1 protein-coding gene is annotated in these 637 nt (G+C 41.3%); it reads right to left on the bottom strand.

All coding sequences use genetic code 11. From position 1 onward, the window contains the following. Positions 1-426 (bottom strand): hypothetical protein (locus LG31_RS21110; protein WP_152598461.1); only part of this gene is annotated, 426 nt, incomplete at its 3' end. Positions 427-637: the final 211 nt, after the last annotated feature.

Consider the following 637-nt stretch of genomic DNA (forward strand, 5'->3'; position numbering starts at 1 on the left):
ACCTGCTGTTGCGCGGATTAGTTTTTGTTGTCCAGTATAAGAGCCAAACTCTTCTATGGCTTTAAGCGGGTTTAGATATTTGTTATTGTTTGCTAAACCCTCTAATAAATTTGAGTATGGCTTTATTATCTCAAACAAACCGCGCTTCATTACTGTGTAGTAAGTGAATTGCTTACGTTTATAGTCAGGATAGACACTGGTGATAACGTAGAATATATAACCAGCTACATATGCAAGAAGTAAGTCTATTCCAGCAGATACAAGCAATGCTGCGCCTTTAAACGGCTCAGGCTTTGCATCCCACAATAAAGCGTTGATGACTATGATCGCTACGCAAACAACTGTGGATATTGTAAGTCCCTTTGATGTTAACGAGTAAACGCCTTTCAGTGTTCTTAACGCCATCCAAAACTTAATACGGGACATAACAAATGCTCACAGACAGTTTCCCGCTATCATACCTCACGCACGCAAGCGTGCAAAGCAGCCTAACGCTGTGCCTTGCATTGAACAATAGAGCAGTACGTTTGCTTGTACTCTTCTCTACAATGCAGCCTAGGCTGTTAGGCTTATGCAGGCAGTGAATACACAGACTAGGGGTACTGAACCAAAAAATTTTCATTACTACACATACAGC

Origin of the sequence: Aeromonas lacus (assembly GCF_000764665.1) — a bacterium.
Classification (GTDB): Bacteria; Pseudomonadota; Gammaproteobacteria; order Enterobacterales; family Aeromonadaceae; genus Aeromonas; species Aeromonas lacus.